General features: G+C 58.8%; 21 protein-coding genes. 12 read left to right on the top strand and 9 right to left on the bottom strand.

Translation table 11 applies throughout. From position 1 onward, the window contains the following. Positions 1 to 9: 9 nt before the first annotated feature. Genes EF096_RS12535 through EF096_RS12505 form a run of 7 tightly spaced genes read right to left on the bottom strand, consistent with a single transcriptional unit; the run spans position 10 to position 5,552 of the window. A complete protein-coding gene (locus EF096_RS12535; RefSeq protein ID WP_123889975.1) occupies positions 10 to 774 on the bottom strand; it encodes a heme ABC transporter ATP-binding protein in 765 nt (254 codons plus the stop codon). Beyond that, complete coding sequence (locus EF096_RS12530) at positions 774 to 1,820, bottom strand: FecCD family ABC transporter permease (protein WP_123889974.1); 1,047 nt, start codon at positions 1,818 to 1,820, stop codon at positions 774 to 776. Before EF096_RS12530 ends, EF096_RS12535 begins: the two co-directional genes overlap by 1 nt. A 15-nt stretch (positions 1,821 to 1,835) precedes the next feature. After that, positions 1,836 to 2,696, bottom strand: coding sequence for a heme/hemin ABC transporter substrate-binding protein (locus EF096_RS12525; protein WP_123889973.1), 861 nt, complete (start codon positions 2,694 to 2,696; stop codon positions 1,836 to 1,838). Further along, positions 2,686 to 3,102 (bottom strand): ExbD/TolR family protein, encoded by a 417-nt coding sequence (locus EF096_RS12520; protein ID WP_123889972.1) that lies wholly within the window; start codon positions 3,100 to 3,102, stop codon positions 2,686 to 2,688. Before EF096_RS12520 ends, EF096_RS12525 begins: the two co-directional genes overlap by 11 nt. Continuing rightward, entirely contained in the window at positions 3,099 to 3,749 is a 651-nt protein-coding gene (locus EF096_RS12515; protein WP_123889971.1) for a MotA/TolQ/ExbB proton channel family protein, read from the bottom strand. The genes EF096_RS12520 and EF096_RS12515 overlap by 4 nt, the downstream gene beginning before the upstream one ends. After that, entirely contained in the window at positions 3,736 to 4,800 is a 1,065-nt protein-coding gene (locus EF096_RS12510; RefSeq protein WP_123890008.1) for a hemin-degrading factor, read from the bottom strand. The genes EF096_RS12515 and EF096_RS12510 overlap by 14 nt, the downstream gene beginning before the upstream one ends. A 53-nt stretch (positions 4,801 to 4,853) precedes the next feature. Further along, positions 4,854 to 5,552, bottom strand: a complete 699-nt coding sequence (locus EF096_RS12505) for an energy transducer TonB (protein WP_123889970.1) — start codon at positions 5,550 to 5,552, stop codon at positions 4,854 to 4,856. Positions 5,553 to 5,679: 127 nt separating this feature from the next. Between EF096_RS12505 and EF096_RS12500 the strand changes: the two genes are divergently transcribed. Together EF096_RS12500 and EF096_RS12495 are read left to right on the top strand one after the other, a co-directional pair. Continuing rightward, on the top strand, positions 5,680 to 7,878 hold the full coding sequence (locus EF096_RS12500) for a TonB-dependent hemoglobin/transferrin/lactoferrin family receptor (RefSeq protein WP_123889969.1): 2,199 nt from the start codon (positions 5,680 to 5,682) through the stop codon (positions 7,876 to 7,878). A 43-nt stretch (positions 7,879 to 7,921) separates the two neighbouring features. Continuing rightward, complete coding sequence (locus tag EF096_RS12495; RefSeq protein ID WP_123889968.1) at positions 7,922 to 8,257, top strand: Rieske (2Fe-2S) protein; 336 nt, start codon at positions 7,922 to 7,924, stop codon at positions 8,255 to 8,257. 27 nt (positions 8,258 to 8,284) lie between these two features. Here the strand turns inward: EF096_RS12495 and sfsA are convergent, their stop codons facing one another. Both sfsA and EF096_RS12485 read right to left on the bottom strand, forming a co-directional pair. Beyond that, positions 8,285 to 8,986 (bottom strand): DNA/RNA nuclease SfsA, encoded by a 702-nt coding sequence (sfsA, locus tag EF096_RS12490; RefSeq protein WP_235869732.1) that lies wholly within the window; start codon positions 8,984 to 8,986, stop codon positions 8,285 to 8,287. Next, positions 8,986 to 10,164, bottom strand: coding sequence for a pyridoxal phosphate-dependent aminotransferase (locus tag EF096_RS12485; protein WP_123889966.1), 1,179 nt, complete (start codon positions 10,162 to 10,164; stop codon positions 8,986 to 8,988). Before EF096_RS12485 ends, sfsA begins: the two co-directional genes overlap by 1 nt. Before the next feature lie 219 nt (positions 10,165 to 10,383). Here EF096_RS12485 and dksA point away from each other — a divergent pair, with 219 nt between their 5' ends. The 10 genes from dksA (at position 10,384) to acs (ending at position 23,260) form a co-directional block, all read left to right on the top strand. Next, positions 10,384 to 10,827 carry an RNA polymerase-binding protein DksA gene (gene dksA, locus EF096_RS12480; protein WP_123889965.1) on the top strand — a complete coding sequence of 148 codons (444 nt, stop codon included), beginning with the start codon at positions 10,384 to 10,386 and terminating at the stop codon, positions 10,825 to 10,827. 66 nt (positions 10,828 to 10,893) lie between these two features. After that, the gene (gluQRS, locus tag EF096_RS12475; RefSeq protein WP_123889964.1) at positions 10,894 to 11,790 is read left to right on the top strand and encodes a tRNA glutamyl-Q(34) synthetase GluQRS; all 897 of its coding nucleotides are present in this window, start codon (positions 10,894 to 10,896) and stop codon (positions 11,788 to 11,790) included. A gap of 92 nt (positions 11,791 to 11,882) precedes the next feature. Further along, the gene (locus tag EF096_RS12470) at positions 11,883 to 12,059 is read left to right on the top strand and encodes a hypothetical protein (protein WP_090475058.1); all 177 of its coding nucleotides are present in this window, start codon (positions 11,883 to 11,885) and stop codon (positions 12,057 to 12,059) included. Next, entirely contained in the window at positions 12,043 to 14,994 is a 2,952-nt protein-coding gene (locus EF096_RS12465; RefSeq protein ID WP_123889963.1) for a sensor histidine kinase, read from the top strand. Before EF096_RS12470 ends, EF096_RS12465 begins: the two co-directional genes overlap by 17 nt. A gap of 34 nt (positions 14,995 to 15,028) precedes the next feature. Continuing rightward, positions 15,029 to 16,465, top strand: coding sequence for a sigma-54-dependent transcriptional regulator (locus EF096_RS12460; protein ID WP_123889962.1), 1,437 nt, complete (start codon positions 15,029 to 15,031; stop codon positions 16,463 to 16,465). A 903-nt stretch (positions 16,466 to 17,368) separates the two neighbouring features. Continuing rightward, positions 17,369 to 18,739, top strand: coding sequence for a polynucleotide adenylyltransferase PcnB (locus EF096_RS12455; RefSeq protein ID WP_123889961.1), 1,371 nt, complete (start codon positions 17,369 to 17,371; stop codon positions 18,737 to 18,739). Next, complete coding sequence (gene folK / locus EF096_RS12450; protein WP_123889960.1) at positions 18,739 to 19,269, top strand: 2-amino-4-hydroxy-6-hydroxymethyldihydropteridine diphosphokinase; 531 nt, start codon at positions 18,739 to 18,741, stop codon at positions 19,267 to 19,269. Before EF096_RS12455 ends, folK begins: the two co-directional genes overlap by 1 nt. A gap of 149 nt (positions 19,270 to 19,418) precedes the next feature. Beyond that, positions 19,419 to 20,213 carry a 3-methyl-2-oxobutanoate hydroxymethyltransferase gene (gene panB, locus EF096_RS12445; RefSeq protein ID WP_123889959.1) on the top strand — a complete coding sequence of 265 codons (795 nt, stop codon included), beginning with the start codon at positions 19,419 to 19,421 and terminating at the stop codon, positions 20,211 to 20,213. 4 nt (positions 20,214 to 20,217) lie between these two features. Beyond that, positions 20,218 to 21,069 carry a pantoate--beta-alanine ligase gene (gene panC, locus EF096_RS12440; RefSeq protein ID WP_123889958.1) on the top strand — a complete coding sequence of 284 codons (852 nt, stop codon included), beginning with the start codon at positions 20,218 to 20,220 and terminating at the stop codon, positions 21,067 to 21,069. 250 nt (positions 21,070 to 21,319) lie between these two features. Continuing rightward, positions 21,320 to 23,260 (top strand): acetate--CoA ligase, encoded by a 1,941-nt coding sequence (acs, locus tag EF096_RS12435; protein WP_123889957.1) that lies wholly within the window; start codon positions 21,320 to 21,322, stop codon positions 23,258 to 23,260. Positions 23,261 to 23,278: the final 18 nt, after the last annotated feature.

Below are 23,278 nucleotides of genomic sequence, written 5' to 3'. Positions count from 1 at the left end.
AATTCACCCTCAGACAATAATCAGTGGGCTGTCCTGCAGCGGGTGCTTTTCAACCTGCACGACAACACCAAATACCTCGGCAATACGCTCTACGCTAAGCACATCCCAAGGCGTCCCCAGAGAGCGAACCCGCCCCTGATGCAGCAACAACAGACGATCAGCATAACGGGCGGCCAAATTAAGATCATGCAATACCACGATCACCGCCAAACCACGCGCCGCCATATCTCGCGCCTGCTGCAAGATCAGCTGCTGATGCGCCAGATCGAGCGAAGAGGTGGGCTCGTCGAGCAGCAGGCAGCCCTGCCCTGCCGCATCCCAGACCTGGCTCAGTACCCGCGCAAGGTGCACGCGCTGACGCTCACCACCAGACAGCGACAGATAACTGCGCGTTGCCAGATGACTGACATCAGTGGCATGCATAGCCTGCATAACAATCGCATCATCCTGCTGCTGGCCGCTGGCATGTGGCAGGCGGCCCATAGCTACGACTTCGGTGACACTAAAGGCGAATGCCAGTGATGAGCTTTGCGGCAGCACGGCCAAGCGCCTTGCACGTTCCAGCGGGGGCCAATCGGCCAGCGCGCGTCCGGCCAATTCAACCCGTCCAGCGGAAGGTGTCAACTCGCCAGTCAGGCTGGCAAGCAGCGTGCTCTTGCCAGCCCCGTTGGTACCTAACACAGCCAGCACCTCACCCGCTACCACCTTAAAATCAATATCACGCAGTACCTTGTTACGCCCGCGCTCGCAGCAGAGTCCTTCGACCAGCAGCATCAGACACCTCCTCGGCGCTGTGCGCGCATCAGCAGTGCCAGAAAAAAGGGCGCACCAAGCAAGGCGGTAATGATGCCCAACGGTAGCTCAGCCGGTGCTATCAGCAACCGCGCGCCCACATCAGCCAACAGCAGCAGACTCGCCCCCAACAACATGGACACCGGCAAGACCCGGCGATGATCAGCCCCAAGCAACAGTCGCACCAAATGGGGCACCACCAGACCGACGAAGCCAATAAGTCCCGCAGCGGCGACACAGGCGCCAACGCCAAGCGCGGTCAACAGCACCAGCTCGCGTTTGACCCGCTCAACATCCACTCCCAGATGCCGAGCTTCCGACTCACCCAGCAGCAGCGCGTTCAGCGCCTTGGCCTGGCGCGGCAAACGCCACCAGACCAGGGCACAACATAGCGCTAACACCGCTACTCGCTGATAGTTTGCGCTGCCCAGACTGCCCATGTTCCAGAACGTCAACGTACGCAACATGGCATCGTCGGCAAGGTAACTGAGCATGCCAATAACCGCCCCGCTGATCGCAGCAATCGCAATCCCGGCCAGCAGCATGCTCGCCACCGACGTACCCTGCACCGACTGCCCCAGACGGTAAACCAGCCAGGTGGTGATCACCCCACCTGCGAATGCGCCCAGCACAGTCGCGTAAGGCAGAACAAACGATGGCAGTGCCGACAGCAGGCTGCTGCCCAACACAATCATCAGTGCCGCACCGGGCGCGGCACCGCTGGACACCCCAATCAGGCCGGGATCAGCGAGCGGATTACGAAACAGGCCCTGCATGGCTGCCCCAGTCAGGGCCAGGGTGGCGCCGACCAGAATACCCATCAAGGTACGCGGCAACCGAATGTGCTCAATGATCAACACTTGATCAGTTGGCAGATCAGCCGTCGAGAACCAGCGCAGCAGCACTCGCAGGGTATCGCCGAGCGGAATAGCAACCGGCCCGAGTGCCAATGACAGCAGCAGCGCCACCAACAGCAAAGCAAGCAAGAGTAGCGTTATCACGGGTTTGAAGCGGTAAGCCGCAACCATCTTCCATCCTTACGTTCAGTTGGCGCGCTGGGCCATATTCGCAGATTGGGCAGCAGCTTGACGCAATTGCGCCAGTGTATCGACAACCGCCGGATTGAAACCGCCTACCAGCAAGGCGCCATCAACGCTAATCAGTTGGCCCTTATGGCCAGCCGGAGTCGAGGCCAGCGCGGGTTGCAGTGCGAGCAAGGCTTCGCTACCGCCCGCTTGATCAATGCTCTGACTGGTGGTTATCAGCCATTCTGGCCGCAACTGCAACAAGGCCTCAGCTGAAAGACTTCGGTACTGGCTGAACTGACCTGCCACCGGATTGTACATGCCGCCCAGCTCGATCAGGCTATCGCCAGCCGTCCCCGCGCCCCCCACCAGCAAACTGCCCGCGCTATGACTGAGCAAAAATAAGGCGCGCGGGCGCTCAGCCGGAGCCTGGGGCAGTGCTGCCACCTGAGCCTTGAGTTCGCTTACCAAGTGCTCAGCTTGCGCACCACGCGAAAAGCGCTGACCCACCGCGCCAATATTCTCATACAGCGTTGGCAGGTTAGCCTGCGCGTTAAGCACTATTACCTCGACACCGGCCTCACGCAATTGCGCCAGCACAGCGGGCGGCCCCATTTCTTCCGACCCCAGCAGCACATCCGGACGCAAAGACAGTATTCCCTCTGCGCTCAACTGGCGTTGATAACCCACATTAGGCAAGTCACGCCCGGCCATTAGTGGTGCGCTGGTACTGTCCAGACCAACCAGCAGACTGTCGAGATCCAGGCGCTGGATCACCGAAGTAATACTTGCACCGGCGGCAACCAGTCGCAACGGCTGCGCTGTTGCAGCCCCGGACAACAAAGCCAGCAGGCACAACACAAACAACTTATTCAGCATCAGATCGCTCCATCAATAAACGGGTATCGCTACGTTCAGCCGCATTTAGCCAGGCCAGCAGCTTTAACAAGGGCGTGGCTGGCGCGCCCTTTTCTACCGCGACGTCCAGCGGTGGGGGCGTTAGCTGTTTCTGCAACGCCGTTTGCAGCTCTGGCCAACTGGCAAAGGTCTCCTCTGCCAGCTGCCAATGACCATCGGCATGCAGCACCAACGCGGCACGTTCGCTATCCTTTTGCTGCGCCACAGGCGCAGCTGAGTCGCTATCGGGCAGCGCCACGGGTATTTCCAACAAGGGGGTATTGGCAGTCAGCAACAGGAACACCAGCACAATGAAAATCACATCCAACAGCGGCGTCAGATCCGCCACTAGGCTGCCAGCTCCAGGCTCTTGAGGTAGGTCAATCATGCCGCTACCGGCCTCTCGACTGTGGTCGCAGGTATCTCATCGCCAATACCGTCGAGCATTAGAAGACAGCGATTGAACAGCTGCTGCATGCGCTCTATATAAGTGGCACCCAGCAAGCCTAACGCCTGACCACCACCCAGCGCGGCGATAGCAACAATCAGCCCCCAAGCAGTGCTGTAGAGCGCCTGAAACAGGCCGTCCGCCAGCACGCTAGGGGTGACGGCTTTATCGCTCTCAGCGATTCCGGCAAACATCACCAATAAACCCAGCACCGTACCCAGGAGCCCAATCATTGGGCTCATCACTCCAATCAGCTGCAGCAGACGTAGCCTTCGCTGCAGATAATGACGGGCATCCAGCAACCAGACCGAGACCAGATCCTCACGCTGCGGCTTGCTCACGCCCCGATGGCTGCGCAGCAAATCAACTCCCTGTTGCCAGCTGAATCGACGAACCCGCCGTGGCTCAAGCGGCTGACCGCACTGCTGTCGCGCCAACTGCAGGTCGCGCGCTGCCAGCGACGGTAGCAACAGCAATACCAGGGCTCGCTCCAGCAACACCGCCAGGGTGATCACCGAGCACAGCAGCAAGGGCCAGGCGATTCCACCCTGCGCGGCGAACCACTCAGGCAATTCATACCCCCACATGGCTTTCTACCAGCTCACGCCAGACGGCTTGTTCGGGCTGACCCGGCTTGCGTTCACCAAACAATTGCAGGATTAGTTCGCCGTCGGAGTCATAGGCTTCCAGCGAGCTGACAATGCCGTCTGCCGTGGGCTTGCGCACTCGCCACAGCTGGCTGATGGCAGTCTCACGCAAGTGCAGACTGAAAGCCGGGTCCAGCACGTTATACCAGTCCCCCAGCCGTCGCAGACGCTGCACCGGGCCGCTGTGGATTTGAATACACCCGTGATTACCAACAAACACCATGATGCGCTGCTGGCTGGCCGCAGCCTGCTCCAGGGTCTGCGCCAATGCAGACGTCGGCAAGCGTTCCGCCCAGCTCTCCCCGGCGAGTCTCAAGGCCTGTTCACGAGCAACGGAATGACGCTTAAGCAGGGCCATAAAGTGATGCGTATCCATCAACTGCGCCCAGTCCTCGCGCAACGCAGCCTGGTCGACCAGGTGGTCCGGCTGCGATGCAGTTCTCGCTTCAGCGGTGGCGATAGTCAAGGCGTCAGGGCTGTCGTCACTCAACTGCTCACAGAGGTCATACCAGGCCGAAGCGTTGCTGGTGTCGGTCAGATAAATCTTGTGTACCGCTCGCCCCTGATGATCAAACACCTGAAAGCTGCGGCGCATTCCACCGCTGGCGAGCTCTTCGCTAACGGCGAACAGGCTGGCCCAGTGGCGCAGAAACAGGCGCAGATCGATCTCGCCGTTGACTACCAAGCCCATGCTTCCGCTGCCGCCGATACTAATGTTGTCGTAGACTCCGTGCCGTTCATGCACGCAGTGCTCATTACGGGTTAATGCCATTACACGGCCCAGCGCGGGCAGACCATGCAGCAGCCCCTGCCAGTCGGCCTGCAGACGCTGAACGCCGCGTCCCAACGAGGCGTAAACCAGCTCGGCTTCGCTGACATTCAGCTGCGCCGCGCCGTCGCGTATGCGCAACCCTGGCTGCTGCTCGCGCAGTTGCCGCCAGGCATCAAGCAAATCGTTACCGGCGAACCCCGGCTGAGTCTGTTGCATCATCATTAGTCCTCTCCTGTTCCATTCGGGTACCGGCGCTCATCGCCGATAAAGGGTCAACGCAACGCAAAGGCGACAGGCACCTGCACCCGGGTGTCCACCGGCCGCCCCGCGCGCTGCTCGGGCCTGAAGCGCCATTGCAGAGCAGCGGTAATCGCCGCTCGGTCCAATAACTCGAAGCCGGATGAGCGCAGCACTACCGGCTCGCCACTAAGCCCCTGCGCACTAACTGGAATTTCCAGCCAGACCTTGCCCTCCCAGCCACGCTTGCGCGCCATCGGCGGATACTCTGGAGCAGCAGGTGGAGCGAGGTAGTCTGGGGCGGAGGTAATTACCGGCGAGGTTTGCGCCAGTGGCGCTGACGCGAGCTGCTGCACATCAGCTGTTACTTGCGCGTGACGGGATGCCGAGATGCCTGCGGGTTCCCGCTCTTGCGCCTCTACCGGGTGCTGCGCCGCAACCACCGGTTCGGGCATCTTGGCTATCGGCGCAGCAGCAACGCTTGCGGCCGGCGCATGCCGGACCGTCTTCGCTGACGGCATGACAGGACTTGATGGCTGCGCAGACGGTTCCTCAGCGGGCGCCATTTGCACAAATTGCAGCGTCAAGGGTGCAGCTGACGCCGTTGGCGTCTGGCTGAGCGGCATTGCCAGCATCGAGTCGCTGCACACATAAAGCCACAAGCCGTGAGCCACTACTGACGTACCCAACACACACCACCAGAGCAATGAGTTTCCCTGCCTTGTCTGCTTCATTGCCGCCTCCGGCGTCTCAATCCATATTTAAACTTAACAATAATCATTTGCATTAACTATTAGATTATTATTCAATCTCTACCGCTTTACAACCCCAACACCGATAACAGACACAAGGAGTTTGCGCATGGCGCCCTTTGATCCAAGGCCACTCACCAAGCACTACTTTCCCTGGTTACTGATCGCCCTGAGCGCGCCCGCATGGGCCGAGCCTCCTGCCAAACGGCAGTTTGATACCCTCACCGTCACAGCCACGCGGCAGGAAGAGCGAGTTGGCGATGTTGCCGGCAGCGTCGACGTCATCGACGAACAACAGATCGACCGCCAGAACATCAACACTATTCAGGATCTGGTGCGCTACCAGCCCGGTATCTCGGTTGGTGGCACCGGGAGCCGCTTTGGCTCTGAAGGCGTCAGCATTCGCGGCATTGGCGGCAACCGCGTATTAACCCAGGTCGACGGTCTCAGCGTGCCGGATGCCTTCGCGTTCGGACCTTTCCTGTCAGCCCAGCGCGACTACGTAGATATGGATATCATCAAGCGGGTAGAGATCATTCGCGGGCCGGCATCATCACTGTACGGCAGCGACGCCATTGGCGGCGCCGTCTCGTTTTTGACCCGCGATGCGGGCGACTATCTGCACACCGGCGACGACCAGTACGCACGCTTCAAGCTGGGATATGACAGCGCCGATAACAGCTGGCTGCGCAGCACCACCCTGGCCGGTCGCCGCGGCGAGTGGGACGCCATGTTGCACCTGGGCCGTCGCAGCGGACATGAGATGGAGACCTATGGCGGTAAAGGCGGCAGCGGCAGCAGCCGCGAGCAGGCCAACCCCGTCGACTTTACGACCGACAACCTGATGGCCAAGCTCGGCTGGGATTACAGTGATGGCGGCCGCCTGCAATTGACCTACGAGCACTTTAAAGACGATGCCGACACGCGACTGCTTAGCGAATACAGCAACACTGCGACCACGCGCACCTCGCAGGCGGACGATCAGATAACGCGTGATCGTTTCAGCCTGCAACACCTGATGCAGTTGGACAGCCTGTTAGTCGACCGCCTCAGTTGGCAGCTCAGTTACCAAGATAGCGAGAACCGCCAGCAAACCTTGCAGGATAGAGTCTCCGGGGGCACAGCCGTCTACCGCACCCGCGACTCGCGCTACAGCGAAAAACTCTGGGCCTTAAACGCTCAACTGGAGAAGGATCTGATCTGGGGCAGCAGCGACCACAAGCTGATTTATGGCATAGACGCCAAGCGCCTGAGAAATGATGATTTGCGCCTCGGCCAACAGCGCGATATCAGCAGCGGTATTGTCACCGCCGAGCCACCATCCAGCGACTTCCCTGATCCAACTACGCTCGAGCTGGCGGCCTTCGTGCAAGATCGTATCCGCATCGGCAGCTGGACCATCACACCGGGCCTGCGCTACGACCATTACCGCATGAAACCGGATGTGACCCAGCAGTATCTCAACACCAACCCGGCGGACGATGACCCAGCCAGTTACAGCGATTCCGCGCTATCACCCAAGCTCAGCATCAGCTACGCCATCAACCCGGAGCACAGCGTCTACGCGCAATATGCAGCGGGCTTCCGGGCACCGCAGGCGATTGAAATCTTCGGTGAGTTTGAAAACCCGGGCATGTACCGAACCCTGGCTAATCAGGACCTTGAGGCGGAGACCAGCGACAGCTACGAGATAGGTTTGCGCGGCAACTACAGCGCCGGTAGTTTTGGCGTGGCGGCCTTCTACAACCGCTATGACAACTTTATCGAACAAGTCAGCCGGCCATCAGCAGCCCCCGGATTTCCATTCGGCGAGTTTCAGTACGTCAACCTCGACAAAGTCACCATTTACGGCGCTGAAGCTGAAGGTGAGCTGTACCTGGACACCCTCGGCCTGCCCCTGGGTTCGCGGCTGCGCGGCAGCCTCGCCTATGCCCACGGCACCGACGAAGAGTCTGATCAGCCGATCAACAGCATTGACCCGCTCAAGGGCGTGATGGGCCTTGGCTATGACGAGCCAGCCAGTCGCTATGGTGGTGAACTGATCTGGACCCTGGTCGCCGACAAATCGCGCATCGACGAAACTGAAACCGCCAATCAGTATCAGCCTGCGGGTTACGGCTTGCTTGATCTCACCGCTTACTGGCAAATCACTGAAGGCGTGCAACTCAACGGCGGGGTTTACAACCTGACCGATAAGCAATACTGGAATTGGACCGATGTTCGCGGCCTGCCCTCGACTCAAGCCGGCGTTGCCCGCTATAGCCAGCCAGGCCGCAACGCCAGCGTCAACATCGTCTGGGAGATCTGAGGCAGAACTGGCCAAGCGGCGGCGCGGCGGCGATAATCGCGGCATGACTAATAATGATGTACTGCCTGCCCCCCTTTGCCAGCTGGACGAGCTTCCGCTTTATGGCAGCAAAGGCTTTCACCACCGGGGTCAGGCGCTGTTTGCGGTGCGTCAGGGCGAGCAGGTTTTCGTCTATGAAAATCGCTGTCCGCATCGTGGCGTGCCGCTGGAGTGGGTAGCCGATCAGTTTCTCGACAGCTCAAACCGCTTGATTCAGTGTGCCACCCACGGTGCACTGTTTCTGCCGGAGTCCGGCGAGTGTGTTGCCGGGCCCTGCGCGGGGCAGTCGTTGCAACAACGCCCATGCTATATCCGCGATCAACAAGTCTGGCTTGATTAACACACAACCGCTTTCGACAATAGTCTGCTAGAGCAAGACCGGCAGCTCACCTCGCACCTGCAAGCCCTGCGGCGTTGGCCAGACCGACCAGGCCAGCACAGCAACCCCGGCCGCCACCGCCGCGCGCAACAAGCGGCCATACTCAGGATCGATTTCATCGGCTGGCCGAACCCGGTCAATTCCGGAATGCATCACGCAAAACAACAGGCAGGCACGACGCCCATTGGCGGCAAGCTCGGTCAATTCGATCAGATGCTTCTGCCCACGCGCGCTAACCGCGTCAGGAAAAGCACCCTCACCTGCGCCCAGCGCCAGGGTCACACTTTTAACTTCAACGACACACTCGTCCGGGTCGGATAATAGAAAATCAAAGCGACTCCCGCCTTTGCGCAAACTCACCTCTGCGCGCTGCTGCGTGTAACCGGCTAGCGGCGTAATCAGGCTGGCCTGTAGAGCCGCCGCCACCACCTTGTTGGCGCGCGCACTGTGAATGCAGGCCAGTTCGCCTGGCGCAACTTCAACCAACTCCCAACCACCCGGCAACTTGCGCCCCGGCTTATTTTCTAACCGGAGCCAAACCCGATCACCGGGTTGCCCACAATTGCGCATTGATCCGGTATTCGGACAATGCACGGTTAGCTCACGACCATCTTCCAGCTGCACATCGGCCAGAAAGCGCTTGTAGCGCTTGATCAGCCGTGCGGGTGTCAGCGGCACCTCAAAGGGGATCAGCATGCAGGCCAGCTTTGCAGCGCGCGAGCCAAACGCTCAACACCCTGTTCAAGCCGCTCAAGCGAGGTGGTGTAGGCAAACCGCAGGTGCTGGTCAGCACGGTACTGGCCAAAGTCCAGGCCCGGCGTCAGGGCCAAAAACTCGGTATCAATGACATGCTGACATAGCTGCTGACTATCGCCACCCAATGCCTGCATATCTGCATATAAATAGAACGCCCCCTGCGGGGTCACCGGAATACTGAAGCCAAGCTGACGTAGCGACGGCAATAGAAAATCACGGCGCGCCTGAAACGCCTCTCGGCGCACTTCGCAGATCTCCCGGCTTTGTTCATTGAACGCCGCCAGTGCTGCCTGCTGCGCCATATGCGGGGCGCAGATATAGAGATTCTGCGCGAGTTTTTCCAGTGCCGGCACCGCATCCCTGGGAGCGACCAGCCAGCCCAGACGCCACCCGGTCATGCCGAAGTATTTGGAAAAACTATTGAGCACGAAGGCGTCGTCCGCGACATTCAGCACCGAGCAGGCATCCACACCATAAGTCAGGCCGTGGTAAATCTCGTCGACAATCAACTCAGCACCCAGTCGACGGCAGGTAGCAGACATGGCGGCCAACTCGTCGCGCTCAAGCAAGGTGCCGGTCGGGTTTGCCGGCGAGGCGGCTAACACGGCAACGCAATCGCTATCCCAATGCTGCTCGATCAATTCGGGCGTCAACTGGTAGCGTGTTTCCGGTCCAGTGGGGACCAACACGGCGCGCCCTTCCACCAGCCGTAAAAAGTGGCGATTGCAGGGGTAGGCCGGATCGGCCATCAGTACTTTTTTGCCCGGCTCGACCAAGAGCGCGCTGATCAGTAACAACGCAGCCGAACCACCAGGCGTTACCACCACCCGCGCCGGGTCAAGGTCAATGCCATAGCGCTGCGCGTAAAGACCAGCGATGGCTTCACGCAATGCTGGCAAGCCTAGTGCCGGCGTATAACCAGTGCGGCCGTCAGCCAGCGCCTGCTGCCCGGCGCGAATGATCGGCTCGGGGGTCGTGAAGTCCGGCTCACCAATTTCCATATGAATGACATCACGTCCCGCCGCTTCCAACTCGCGCGCCCGCGCAAGCACCGCCATGACATGAAAAGGCTGAATTTCCTGAACCCGTTGGGCCCAGCGCTGCTGAGACATGTAAACGTCCTGAACTAACTGAATGTGCCGCGATCATACCGTGCCAGACGCGGGCCTGCAGTGCCGGAAATGTCAGCGGTTACACCTTCTGGCGCTAAACAGTAGCGGAGGCGATCAGGTTCTGGTAGCTTTGCCCGCTTGCAGGCCACCGGCCGAGTCATCAGGTTGTGTATGTGGGACCTGGAACAGGAAGATCGAGCAAAAAGTGAGGCGGTTCTCATGCCCAGCAATGCCAAGCAAAAAACATCAATGTTGATCCGCGGCTTCGTCCCTTATGTAGAAAAAAAGGGCGAAGAGTATATGAACGAGCAGCAGCTCGAGCATTTCGCCAACATCCTCAATACCTGGAAAAAGGAATTGATGGAAGAAGTCGACCGCACCGTGCACCACATGCAGGACGAGGCAGCTAACTTCCCTGATCCGGCAGACCGTGCCAGCCAGGAAGAAGAGTTCAGCCTGGAGCTGCGCGCCCGTGATCGCGAGCGCAAGCTGATCAAGAAGATCGACCAGACCATGCAGCGTATCGAAGAAGACGACTACGGCTTCTGTGATTCCTGTGGTGTCGAAATCGGTATTCGCCGTTTGGAAGCACGCCCTACTGCTACCCTCTGCATCGATTGCAAGACGCTGGCAGAAATCAAGGAAAAGCAGGTCGGCAGCTAAGCCTTACCTGTGGTCCGCAGGCTGCCTCATCGCAGCCTGCGCTCATTCCCCGTCTGACCGGCCGATATGCACTCAGCAGCCCCCTACATCGGACGCTTCGCACCTACCCCTAGCGGTTACCTGCACTTTGGCTCTCTGGTTGCGGCACTTGCCAGCTATCTGGACGCACGCCAGCAGCAAGGCCAATGGCTAATCCGGATGGAAGATCTGGATCAACCGCGCAGCATCGCCGGCGCCAGCGAACACATCATCGATACGCTAGCCTGCTACGGCATGCACAGCGATGGCGACATACTTTACCAGCACCGCCGACTCGGCCTGTATGCAGCCCAGATCGATCAATGGCTGGCGCAAGGACAAGCCTATTATTGTGACTGCTCACGCCGCCAACTGGCCGAATTCGGTGGCGTCTATCCTGGCACCTGCCGCCACCGTCAACTGCCTCCCGCTGAAGATCATGCGGTTCGGCTGATCGTCCCGGAGCAGCCCATTACCACGATGGACCGCCTGCAGCCGCCGTTCACCCAGGACCTGACGACTACTCTGGGAGATTTCATCATCCGCCGCCGCGACGGCATCTATGCCTATCAACTGGCGGTGGTGCTGGACGATATAGCGCAGGGGATAACCGACGTAGTGCGCGGCGCCGACCTGCTTGACTCGACGCCCCGCCAACAGTGGATCTACCAGCTACTGGGCCAGCCGCTGCCGCGCTACCTGCACATTCCGCTGTTACTGCGCGCCGATGGCGAGAAGCTGAGCAAAAGACTCGGTTCAACCCCTCTGGATCCGACCAGGGCGCCGGCTGAACTGTTCCGCGCCTTGCAGGCATTGGCCCAGCAACCGCCAGCCTCGTTACGCAGTGCCAGCGTTGAAAAGCAACTGGAATGGGCTATCGCGCACTGGCAACCAGAGCGCCTCAGCCCAACCCAAAGCCTACCGCACGACCGCCTGTTTGATTGACGCCCTTGGCAAGGGGCAGCAGCCTGATTACCATCAGAACCTGACCATCGCGGACCGACAACCAACGGCCGCCCAAAACCCAACGGATACCCATGTATATCTACCGACTGGTACTGCTGCTGGTGATCGGCATTTACCTGTTCTCCCCGGCCATCATGGACTGGTGGATAGAACCCCAGGGTGCCTGGTACCGTCCCTACGTGCTGTGGCTGATTCTGATTATCGCCGGCATGCTGCTACAGAGCCCAAAAGATGCCGATGAGCTTTGACCTCAGTCAGCTGCTGCTGATTAGTATTGGTTACCTGATCCTGCTGTTTGGCGTTGCCTGGATTACCGAGCACGGTCTGCTACCTCGTGCGGTTCTGCGCCATCCTGCAATCTACACCCTGTCGCTCGGGGTATACGCCAGCGCCTGGGCATTTTACGGCACGGTGGGCCTGGCCTATCAGTACGGCTATGGCTTCCTGACCTACTATCTTGGCGTATGTGGCGCCTTTCTTTTGGCCCCGGTGCTGCTCAATCCGATACTACGCATCACCCGTACCTACCAGTTGTCATCGCTGGCCGACCTGTTCTCCTTCCGTTTCCGCAGCACCTGGGCTGGCACCCTGACCACAGTATTCATGCTGGTGGGCGTCTTGCCGCTACTGGCGTTGCAGATTCAAGCGGTTGCCGATTCGGTACAAATACTCACGCAGCAATCCGGCCAGGGCACAGTCGCACTCGGCTTTTGCATCCTGATCACGCTATTCGCCATTCTCTTCGGTGCACGGCACATTTCTGCCCGCGAGAAACATGAAGGCCTGGTCATTGCTATCGCCTTTGAATCGCTGGTCAAGCTGATATCCATTGGTGCTATTGGCCTCTATGCACTCTTTGTCGTTTTCGATGGCCCAGCCGGTCTGCAGCTGTGGCTGGACAGCAATCAGGAAGCACTCAAGACGCTGCATACCCCGTTACAGGAAGGCCCCTGGCGTACACTACTGCTGGTGTTCTTCTCTGCCGCTTTCGTCATGCCGCACATGTATCACATGGCGTTTACCGAAAACCTCAACCCGCGCGCCATGGGTACCGCCAGCTGGGGGCTGCCGCTGTTCCTGCTACTGATGAGCCTCGCCGTGCCACCGATTCTGTGGGCCGGCCTGCATCTGGGCGTACCCACCAACCCTGAGTACTTTTCACTGGGTCTGGGCGTTGCCGCCGGCTCGGAATGGCTATCGCTACTGGCTTTCGTCGGTGGGCTTTCAGCCGCCAGCGGCCTGATCATCGTGGTCACCCTGGCGTTGTCGGGCATGGTACTCAACCACATGGTGCTGCCGCTCTACCAGCCCAGTGCCGACAACAATATCTACCGCTGGTTACTCTGGACGCGGCGCACTTTAATTGCGGCGATCATCATGGCCAGTTATGGCTTCTATCGCTTGCTCGGTGCCGAGCAGGATCTGGCCAACCTGGGCATCGCCTCCTTCGTCGCTACCGTACAGTTTCTGCCCGGCACCCTGTCTGTGCTCTATTGGCCACAGGCCAATAGGCGCGGCTTCATCAGCGGCCTGATTGCCGGCATGGCCGTCTGGGCAATCACCCTGCTGCTGCCACTGGTCACCAGCCTGCCAAGCTTGCAGCTGTTCGGCCTGACCCTGAGCTTCAATGCCGATACCTGGCACGTAGCAGCCATCAGCTCACTGGCGGTCAACGTGGTGGTGTTGACCTTGATCTCGCTATTTACCCAGCGCAGTGATGAAGAACAAAGCGCTGCAGAAGCCTGCTCGGTCGACAACGTCAGTCGCCCACAACGCATTCAACTGATGGCCTCGTCACCGCAGGAGTTTGCTCAGCAGCTGGCCAAACCCTTGGGTAACAAGACCGCGCAATACGAAGTAGAACAGGCACTGCATGACCTCAAGCTACCCTTCGACGAACGCCGCCCCTATGCCCTACGCCGTCTGCGCGACCGACTCGAGGCTAATCTGTCCGGCCTGATGGGACCCTCGGTAGCACAAGACATCATCGAGACCTTTCTGCCGTTCAAAATGGGACGTGATGGCTACGTAACCGAAGACATTCACTTCATTGAGAATCGTCTGGAAGACTATCATTCGCGCCTCACCGGTCTTGCCGCAGAGCTGGATGCACTGCGCCGCTATCACCGCCAGACGCTGCAGGACTTGCCCATGGGCGTGTGCTCGCTGGCGCAGGACAATGAGGTATTGATGTGGAACCGCGCCATGCAAGCATTGACCGGGATCGAGGCGGACAGCGTGATTGGCTCCCGGCTAAGCAATTTGCCCGCTCCCTGGAGTGAGCTGCTGGGCCGCTTTGTCGATGACCAGTCTTCGCATATGCATAAGCAAAAGCTCCTGGTCAAAGGCCAGACGCAGTGGCTCAGTCTGCACAAGGCTGCGATCGACGAACCGGGATACGTTGGCGGCAGCGGCCTGGTTTTGCTGATCGAAGACCAGACCGAAAATCAGATGCTGGAAGAAGAACTGATGCATTCCGAGCGCCTTGCCTCGATTGGCCGGCTCGCTGCTGGCGTCGCTCACGAGATCGGCAACCCGATCACCGGTATCGCCTGCCTGGCGCAAAATCTGCGCGACGAGTCCGAGCAATTGGAGGCGCGTGAGGCGTCCGAACAGATCATCGAACAAACCCGACGGGTATCGCGCATCGTGCAGTCACTGGTCAACTTTGCCCACGTCGGCAGCCGCCACCAGCACCCCAACGAAGAAGTCGACCTGGCCGCCTGCAGCAACGAAGCGATACATCTGCTCTCGCTCAACCGCAAAGGGCCGGAGGTCAAGTATGTTAACCTGTGTGATCCGGCGCATCGGGTATCGGGTGATTCGCAGCGCCTGGTTCAGGTCCTGATCAACCTGCTAGGGAACGCGCGCGATGCCAGCGAAAATGGCGACAGCATCACCATCAGCACCCAGATAAACGAGCACCAGGTGCTGCTGCAAATTGAAGATCAGGGCAGCGGTATTGATAAGGAAATTATGGATCGCCTGTTCGAGCCCTTCTTCACCACCAAGGAGCCGGGGACAGGAACCGGGCTTGGATTGGCACTGGTTTACTCCATTGTCGAAGAGCATTATGGGCAGATAACTATCGACAGCCCAGTCGAGCATACATCCCAGCGTGGCACCCGGTTTACCATAACCCTGCCGCGTTACAGCAATATCAGTAACGGTGCCTACGCCTGAAGTATTCCAGGGTGCCGTCACGCATGAGGTTTACATGTCACACATACTGGTAGTTGAAGACGAAGCCATTATCCGCACCGCCTTGAAGCGAATGCTGGAACGGCACCAATACCAGGTACAGGAAGCCGGCTCTGTCGCCGAGACAGAGCAATATGATCTCAAGACGTTTGACCTGATCATCAGCGATCTGCGTCTGCCGGGCGAGCCTGGCACCGAGATGATCAAGCGCGCACCTGATACCCCGGTATTGATCATGACCAGCTATGCCAGCCTGCGCTCAGCTGTCGACTCAATGAAGCAGGGTGCGGTTGACTATATCGCCAAGCCGTTCGACCACGATGAAATGGTCGAAACCGTGCAGCGCATCATCGCCACCCGCAGTCAGCGCGAACAGATCAAGAGCAGCCCGGTTGAGAGCAGCGCGAGCAAAACTGCCAGTGCCAAACCAAAGGTCGCTGCTGCGCCTGGTGACGACTACGACATGGGGATTATCGGCTCCTGTGAATCCATGCAAACCCTATTCAAACGCATCAGCAAAGTCGCGCCAACCGACTCTACCGTGCTGATCCAGGGCGAATCAGGCACGGGTAAAGAGCTGGTAGCGCGGGCCATGCACGAGCGTTCACAACGAGCCAAGGCACCGCTTATCTCGGTTAACTGCGCCGCCATTCCGGAGACTTTGATCGAGTCCGAGCTATTCGGCCACGAAAAAGGCTCTTTTACCGGTGCAACGGCAGGCCGCACCGGTCTGGTCGAAGCTGCTGATGGCGGCACCCTGTTCCTGGATGAGATCGGCGAATTGCCGCTGGAGGCGCAAGCGCGTCTGTTGCGCGTACTGCAGGAAGGCGAAATTCGACGCGTTGGCTCGGTACAATCACACAAGGTCGACGTGCGCTTGGTGGCAGCGACGCACCGTGATCTGAAGACCATGGCACGTCAGGGCTTGTTCCGCGAAGACCTCTTCTACCGACTCAACGTGATTGAACTGCGCCTGCCGCCGCTGCGTGATCGTGGCAAGGATGTTGTACTGATTGCCGAAGCGCTGCTGGAACGCGCCGCGAGCAATACTAACCAGCATGGGCTGCACTTCAGTGCCGAGGCCCGCAACGCAATTCTCAACTACACCTGGCCAGGCAACGTGCGCGAGCTGGAGAACGCTATCGAGCGCTCAGCCATTCTCTGCGACCACGACGAAATCACCGCCGACCTGCTGGGCATAGAACTGGACGCCGAGTACGAGCGTGCCTCAGAGGCCGCCAATGCACTGCAGACCATGCAACACGCCGACAGCCCCGGCCAGGAGCCTGCAGAAGACCTCTCACTGGAGGACTACTTCCAGCACTTCGTGCTCGAGCACCAAGAGCACATGACGGAAACACAGCTGGCTCACAAGCTCGGCATCAGCCGCAAATGCTTGTGGGAACGTCGCCAGCGCCTTGGCATTCCACGCAAGAAAACCGCCAACAGCTAAACAGCTTCTTATTCTCTAATCTCCTCCGACTAAAAGCGCGCTGACACACCTGCTGTGAGCGCGCCTTTAGTCGTGAGGCACCCTTGTGCCAGAGCGGTTTGTGGTCTGAGTAACAGTCAAGAGACAGCAAGTGTTACCTGTTACCCGCCCCATTTGCGAAAACTGTTACCCCACACCTTGGGCGAGGTAACACTTTTACGAGGCTTACGGTAACAACTGCCACAGGCAGCACGGGAGGAGAAAACGAATAAAAACGTAAGCCATTGTTTTTAAATGACTTTAAAAAGATGGCACGGCAAATGCTTTATGTCCAGTACAACAACAATAAAAACCAAAACACATAATAAAAATAATATTCATCTCCACAGACAATAAAAATAAAACGTGAGAGACGCAGCAAACTGATTCTTTTGGAGAATAGCAGTCAGGTCGCGAGCAGGATGCTCAGATGGACAAGAGAAAAATAAAAGTTGCCTAAGCAACCTACCGTCCATAGCAACATAAAGGCCGACACTGAACCTAAGCTTCCAAAGCAATCCGTTTGTTTTTGACAACCCGAGATGGGTTTATCACATGGCGAGCTTGGTCGCTGCTGTATAAAAAAAATTATAGCTCTGATAATAACAACAATAAAAAATACCATTAGGGGGAGTGAATGCTCCCCTTGGGCTTTATCTCCCGACTCCCTCCTCAAGCCCTATATCTTCCCTATCCTATTGTTCCTTACCTTTCAAGCCATTTCAGGCTAGAATGCTCGGCAATTGAGACAATTCAGGCTAGGCCCAACTCGCCAATTTTGGCGGTCCCGGCTCGCCAGACTTAAACTCATTCATTCATTCTAAGCCCTCAACCGACAGCACTGCGGTAAGCGGGCATTGACGGGCTGTTGGAAAACCAACTTTTATGATTCGGAAGCTGTTGCAGAAAATCCCTTCCCCGTTCGGCTCGCCTCAGCGCAAGCGAACAACCCCGACTGTCATCCCTGCCAGCCAGCATAGCCTGCGCCGTGAACGCCTCAGCCGGCACGCCGTAACGGTCGTTGAGCGGCTACAACAGGCAGGCTACCAGGCCTTCGCTGTCGGTGGCTGCGTGCGTGACCTGCTGTTGAATGTCGAGCCCAAGGATTTCGATATCGCGACCAGCGCTACGCCTGAACAGGTAAGAGCGACTTTCCGCAACTCACGTTTGATCGGTCGCCGCTTCAAGCTGGCGCACGTCCACTTCGGCCGTGAAATCATCGAAGTTGCCACGTTCCGCACCAATCATGAAGAAGAGACCAGCGCCGAACAGTCACGCCAGAGTGAGTCGGGGCGACTGCTGCGCGATAACGTATACGGCACCTTCGAACAGGACGCCCAGCGCCGCGACTTCACTATCAATGCGCTTTACTACGACGTTACCAGCGGCCAGATTCATGATTTTGCCAATGGTATCCACGATATCCGTAATCAGCAGGTACGTTTGATCGGGCAGCCCGAGAAGCGTTACCAGGAAGATCCGGTGCGCATGCTTCGTGCTGTGCGCTTCGCCGGTAAGCTGGGCTTCGAGATTGAGCAACATACCGCGGCGCCGATCGAGTCCATGGCACCACTGCTGCACGACATCCCCGCAGCGCGCCTGTTCGACGAAGTCCTCAAGCTGCTGATGAGCGGTCAGGGTCAACATACCTTTGATCTGTTGTATCAGTACGACCTGTTCGCCCCGCTCTTCCCTGATACCGACGAAGCTATCATTGATCGCCCCGAATATACCTTGAAGATCGTTCGGCAGGCGCTGGCCAATACCGATGAACGTATAGCTCAAGGCAAACCGGTGACCCCGGCCTTCCTCTTTGCGGCTTTGCTCTGGCCAGCACTGCCACAACGGGTACGTGATCTGGAAGAACAGGGCGTGCCGAGCATTCCCGCGCATCAGCAGGCTGCTCAGGAGCTGTTATCCGAGCAATGCCGGCATACGGCAATTCCAAAACGCTTCAGCATCCCAATGCGCGAAATCTGGGATCTGCAGCCGCGCCTGGAGCGTCGCAGTGGTCGTCGCGCCGATCAGATGCTGGAGCATCCGCGCTTTCGTGCAGCCTATGACTTCCTGCTGCTACGCGAAAGCGCTGGCGAGCAAACTGACGGCCTGGGCGACTGGTGGACCCGCTATCAGGACGCCAATCCCGATGAGCGTCGGCGCATGGTACGTGAAGTAGGCGGCGACAAGAGCGGCCCCAAGCGTTCACGCTCGCGCGCACGTCGCAAGCCGCGCAACAGTAAGCCGTCGGACGCCTGATGACGCGTTGCTACATTGGCTTGGGCAGCAATCAGGCTGATCCAACGGCGCAGGTTCATGCCGCCTGCGCGGCACTCGCCTGCCTGCCCCGAACCGAGGTTGCTGCCTGCTCATCGCTCTACAGCAGCGCCCCCATGGGCCCGCAGGATCAACCCGGTTACATCAATGCCGTGGTCGCACTCGATACCGAGCTGGAGGCCGACGCATTGCTCGACAGCCTGCAGCAGATAGAACGCCAGCAAGGCCGCGTGCGCAAGGCCGAACGCTGGGGCCCACGCACACTGGACCTGGATATCCTCTTGTTCGGTAACGTCCGGATCAACAGCGACCGCTTGCAGGTACCGCACTATCATATGCACGCCCGCGCCTTTGTGCTTTACCCGCTCGCCGAACTGGCGCCAGACCTGCAAATGCCCGACGGTACTCCGCTGCAAAAGCTACTGCAGGACTGCCCGCGCGGTGATCTGCAAACATTGACCGTTTTTATACAACAGCCTGATGCGCAAACAGGCTTGACACCCAACGGCTGACACGTAGGATGCCGTTCTCTGTCGGCCCTTGTGAGCGATGCTCATCAGGCGCAAAACACCCTGAGTATCCAGCGCGTTGCTACGCCATAGCGGCTGCCGCAGCGCTCACCGAACTGGCGCCTCTTTGAGGCCGAATACTGGAATCTGCCATGCCTGACGTAACCCTGACGACGCTAAACAAGCTTAAGCAGAACGGCGAAAAAATTGTCTGCCTTACCGCCTACGATGCCACCTTTGCCCACGTAGAGAGTGTTGCCGGCGTTGAAGTGATGCTGGTGGGCGACTCCCTCGGCATGGTGCTGCAAGGACACGACAGTACGCTACCCGTCAGTGTTGACGATATGGCCTATCACACCCAGGCCGTCAAACGCGGTAACCGTGGCGCGCTGATCATGGCTGACTTGCCCTTTATGGCCTACGCCACCCTGCAAGACGCCTTACGCAACAGTGCCCAGCTGATGCAGGCCGGCGCGCATATGGTCAAGCTCGAGGGCGCAGGCTGGCTCGCCGAGAACGTCAGTATGCTCAGCCGCAACGGCATCCCTGTTTGTGCGCATTTGGGGCTGACCCCACAAACCGTCAACATTCTCGGCGGTTATAAGGTGCAGGGGCGTGAAGAGGCTCAGGCCAAAGCCTTGCTGGATGATGCGGTGGCGTTGGAAGCAGCCGGCGCCAGCATGCTATTGCTTGAATGTGTCCCTTCCGCGCTGGCCAATCAGATTACCGCCGCCGTCAAGGTGCCGGTGATTGGCATTGGCGCTGGCAGCGGAACTGACGGCCAGGTGCTGGTAGTACACGATATGCTTGGCCTGTCGATCAGCGGGCGCTTGCCACGTTTTGTGAAAAACTTCATGATCGGGCAGACAGACATAGCCGGCGCAATCAGCGCCTATGTCACAGCCGTCAAACAGGTTGAATTCCCAGCAGCTGAACACGAGTTCTGAATCAATGAACACACTGCACACCATTGCGCAGCTGCGTGCTGCGGTCAGTCGTGCCCGCCAGGAAGGCAAGCGCATAGGTCTGGTTCCCACCATGGGGAATCTGCACGCCGGTCATATCGCGCTAGTCGAGAAAGCGCTGCAACGCACCGATTACGTGGTAGTCAGCATTTTCGTCAATCCACTGCAGTTCGGGGCCGGCGAAGACCTAGACAGCTATCCCCGGACGCTGCCAGAAGATCAAGCCAAGCTGCACGAGATCGGCACTCACATGATTTTCGCGCCCAGCGTCAGTGATATATACCCCGAAGGCATGGAAGGCCACACCCGGGTCGCCGTGCCCGTGGTTTCCGAAGGACTATGCGGCTCCAGCCGTCCCGGCCACTTCGAGGGCGTTGCCACTGTAGTCAATAAACTGCTGAACATTGTTCAGCCTGATCTGGCTATCTTCGGTCAGAAAGACTTTCAACAACTGGCAGTCATTCGCAAGATGGCACACGACCTCTGCATGCCGGTACAGATCATGGGCGAGCCCACTGTACGCGCGGCAGATGGGTTGGCCTTGTCATCGCGCAATGGCTATCTGAATGCGGAGCAACGCGCCTGCGCACCTGTGTTGTACCGGACTCTGCAGCAGATCGCCGAAAAGCTTCAGGCCGGTCGGCAAGACTTTGCGACCGTGATTGATGAGGCGCAGGCGCAACTAGTCGACGCGGGGCTAACGCCCGACTACCTTGACCTGCGCGATGCCCACAGCCTGCAACCCGTCACGACCGCAACCCGCGAGCTAGTCGCGCTGGCCGCTGCCTACCTTGGTAAAACCCGTCTTATCGACAACCTGCAATTCTCCCTCGCCTGATCTGACCTGCGCGGCGCTGCCCATGGCAACGCCGCGCAGGCTGTTTTGAGTCCGTTACCCAGTCGCGCGTTCCCCAGCCCCTTCTCATACCAAAGAAGGGTTGAATTGGGCGCGTCGATATCCGACGCTGTATGTCATGAACTGAGCGCCTGCCTATACTTTCCAGCGGCACTCGGGTCGTGACGACGCCGTGCTTGCTCAGGGTGACTGTCGCGACCGCCCCGACTTCAATAACAACAGGGAACCACCCATGTACAAGATCGAAAACCACAAGGTATCCGCTGCCGCGCGCGTCGGTAGTCATCTGGACGAAGCTGGCTATGAACGTATGTATCGCCAGTCACTGGAGCAGCCCGATCAGTTCTGGGCAGAGCAAGCCGAGCGTTTTCTGACATGGGATCAGCCCTGGAGCAAGGTTCACCAAAGCGACTTGAGCAAGGGTGAAGCCGCCTGGTTTATTGATGGCAAGCTGAACGTTAGCGTCAATTGCATCGACCGCCACCTCGCCGAACGTGGCGATACGACCGCCATCATCTGGGAAGGCGACGACCCGCAAGACGCAACACACATCAGCTACCGCCAACTGCATGAGAAGGTCTGCCGCCTGGCCAACGTGCTCAAGGCCCGTGGGGTGAAGAAAGGCGACCGCGTATGCCTGTATATGCCGATGATTCCCGAAGCCGCCTATGCCATGCTGGCCTGCGCGCGCATCGGCGCAGTGCACTCGGTGGTGTTCGGCGGTTTCTCCCCCGATGCCGTACGTGACCGCATTCTCGACTCCGACTGTCAGGCAGTCATTACCGCCGATGAAGGTGTGCGCGGCGGTAAAGCCGTAGCGCTCAAAACCAGCGTAGAAAAAGCCCTGAAGGAATGCCCCAACGTACACACGGTGGTTACCGTACGGCGCACCGGTGCTGATATTCCCTGGACTGAAAACCGCGATATCTGGTACCACGAAGCCATCGAAGCCGTCAGTGCCGATTGCCCAGCCGAGCCCATGGATAGCGAGGATCCGCTGTTTATCCTCTACACCTCAGGCTCTACCGGCAAGCCCAAGGGCGTACTGCACACCACGGGCGGTTACTTGCTGATGGCCTCCATGACCCACCACTACGTATTCGACTATCACCCCGGTGAGGTCTACTGGTGCACTGCAGACGTCGGCTGGATTACCGGCCACTCCTACATCGTTTACGGTCCGCTGTGCAACGGCGCGACTACCTTGCTGTTTGAAGGGGTGCCAACCTACCCCGATGCGTCGCGCTGCTGGCAAGTGATCGACAAGCATCAGGTAAACATCTTCTACACCGCCCCTACTGCCCTGCGCGCGCTTATGGCCAAGGGCAACAAACCGGTAGAAAGTAGTTCACGTGCCAGTCTGAGACTGCTGGGGACTGTGGGTGAACCGATCAACCCGGAGGCCTGGGAGTGGTATTTCCACGTTGTCGGCGAGAGCCGCTGCCCCATCGTCGATACCTGGTGGCAGACCGAAACAGGCGCCGCCATGATCACCCCCCTGCCCGGCTGCACTGATCTGAAACCCGGCTCTGCAACTCGCCCGTTCTTCGGCGTGGAACCGGCGCTGTATGACCCCGAAGGCAATGAACTGGAAGGTGCCGCCAGCGGCAACCTGGTCATCAAGCGCTCATGGCCGAGCCAGATCCGCACCGTCTACGGCGATCATCAGCGCCTGATCGACACCTACTTCAGTACCTACAAGAACGTCTACTTCACCGGCGACGGCGCACGCCGCGACGAGGATGGCTATTACTGGATTACCGGCCGCGTGGACGACGTACTCAACGTCTCCGGCCACCGCATCGGCACAGCCGAGGTCGAAAGCGCCTTGGTGCTGCATGATGCGGTTGCAGAGGCTGCGGTAGTCGGCTGTCCGCACGATATCAAGGGCCAGTGCCTGTATGTCTATGTTTCCCCCATGAACGGTATTACACCCTCGGATGAGCTGGTGACCGAGCTAAAGAGCTTTGTCGCCGATCAGGTAGGTGCGTTTGCCCGTCCGGAATACATCCAGTGGGCTCCCGGACTGCCCAAGACGCGCTCCGGCAAGATCATGCGCCGTATCTTGCGCAAGATTGCCTGCGACGAGCTGGATACTCTGGGTGACACCTCGACCCTGGCCGATCCATCGGTAGTGGATGAACTTATCGCTAACCGATTGAATCAAGCCTGAGACAACTTGTCCTGAACA

Source organism: Pseudomonas neustonica (assembly GCF_003797945.1).
GTDB classification, from domain to species: Bacteria; Pseudomonadota; Gammaproteobacteria; order Pseudomonadales; family Pseudomonadaceae; genus Halopseudomonas; species Halopseudomonas neustonica.
The sequence above is the reverse complement of the archived record's forward strand: the minus strand, read 5'-3'. Positions and strand labels throughout refer to the sequence as shown.

Coding starts and splice junctions, on each gene's coding strand:
- acs (WP_123889957.1), top strand. CDS start 21,320: ATGTACAAGATCGAAAACCACAAGGTATCCGCTGCCGCGCGCGTCGGT.
- dksA (WP_123889965.1), top strand. CDS start 10,384: ATGCCCAGCAATGCCAAGCAAAAAACATCAATGTTGATCCGCGGCTTC.
- EF096_RS12470 (WP_090475058.1), top strand. CDS start 11,883: ATGTATATCTACCGACTGGTACTGCTGCTGGTGATCGGCATTTACCTG.
- EF096_RS12495 (WP_123889968.1), top strand. CDS start 7,922: ATGACTAATAATGATGTACTGCCTGCCCCCCTTTGCCAGCTGGACGAG.
- EF096_RS12500 (WP_123889969.1), top strand. CDS start 5,680: ATGGCGCCCTTTGATCCAAGGCCACTCACCAAGCACTACTTTCCCTGG.
- EF096_RS12485 (WP_123889966.1), bottom strand. CDS start 10,164: ATGTCTCAGCAGCGCTGGGCCCAACGGGTTCAGGAAATTCAGCCTTTT.
- EF096_RS12535 (WP_123889975.1), bottom strand. CDS start 774: ATGCTGCTGGTCGAAGGACTCTGCTGCGAGCGCGGGCGTAACAAGGTA.
- EF096_RS12525 (WP_123889973.1), bottom strand. CDS start 2,696: ATGCTGAATAAGTTGTTTGTGTTGTGCCTGCTGGCTTTGTTGTCCGGG.
- gluQRS (WP_123889964.1), top strand. CDS start 10,894: ATGCACTCAGCAGCCCCCTACATCGGACGCTTCGCACCTACCCCTAGC.
- EF096_RS12520 (WP_123889972.1), bottom strand. CDS start 3,102: ATGATTGACCTACCTCAAGAGCCTGGAGCTGGCAGCCTAGTGGCGGAT.
- panB (WP_123889959.1), top strand. CDS start 19,419: ATGCCTGACGTAACCCTGACGACGCTAAACAAGCTTAAGCAGAACGGC.
- EF096_RS12510 (WP_123890008.1), bottom strand. CDS start 4,800: ATGATGCAACAGACTCAGCCGGGGTTCGCCGGTAACGATTTGCTTGAT.
- EF096_RS12460 (WP_123889962.1), top strand. CDS start 15,029: ATGTCACACATACTGGTAGTTGAAGACGAAGCCATTATCCGCACCGCC.
- folK (WP_123889960.1), top strand. CDS start 18,739: ATGACGCGTTGCTACATTGGCTTGGGCAGCAATCAGGCTGATCCAACG.
- EF096_RS12505 (WP_123889970.1), bottom strand. CDS start 5,552: ATGAAGCAGACAAGGCAGGGAAACTCATTGCTCTGGTGGTGTGTGTTG.
- panC (WP_123889958.1), top strand. CDS start 20,218: ATGAACACACTGCACACCATTGCGCAGCTGCGTGCTGCGGTCAGTCGT.
- EF096_RS12465 (WP_123889963.1), top strand. CDS start 12,043: ATGCCGATGAGCTTTGACCTCAGTCAGCTGCTGCTGATTAGTATTGGT.
- EF096_RS12515 (WP_123889971.1), bottom strand. CDS start 3,749: ATGTGGGGGTATGAATTGCCTGAGTGGTTCGCCGCGCAGGGTGGAATC.
- EF096_RS12530 (WP_123889974.1), bottom strand. CDS start 1,820: ATGGTTGCGGCTTACCGCTTCAAACCCGTGATAACGCTACTCTTGCTT.
- EF096_RS12455 (WP_123889961.1), top strand. CDS start 17,369: ATGATTCGGAAGCTGTTGCAGAAAATCCCTTCCCCGTTCGGCTCGCCT.